1 pseudogene is annotated in these 330 nt (G+C 43.9%); it reads left to right on the forward strand.

Annotated elements, in window-relative coordinates:
• Window positions 1-330, forward strand: a pseudogene (locus AB4512_RS25485) (AraC family transcriptional regulator); the annotation flags it as partial.

Consider the following 330-nt stretch of genomic DNA (forward strand, 5'->3'; position numbering starts at 1 on the left):
GTGATATTGCGATTAACGATGCGGAGTGGGTGTTGTCAAAATGGGTACTCGCGACCAGTTCTGGTGCTTACCTTTCCGAGGCGCAAGAGTTTACTCACATCACTGCATCAGATAAGCACCATATTGAGACGGTTTATTTTGCTAATGCTAGACGAGAGTTAGTGATCGGCACTTTAAATGGGGCGGTGATTGTTGATCTCGCGAATCCAGATAAAGAGAACAAAATAAAAGGGTCGCACGTTCTCTCGCTTGCTGAAACTTCAGACCAATATTGGATTGGCACAGAGCATGGACTCATTAGTTATAACTTCATTACGGGTCAAATTACAC

Source organism: Vibrio sp. 10N.222.52.B7 (genome assembly GCF_041474275.1).
Classification (GTDB): Bacteria; Pseudomonadota; Gammaproteobacteria; order Enterobacterales; family Vibrionaceae; genus Vibrio; species Vibrio crassostreae_C.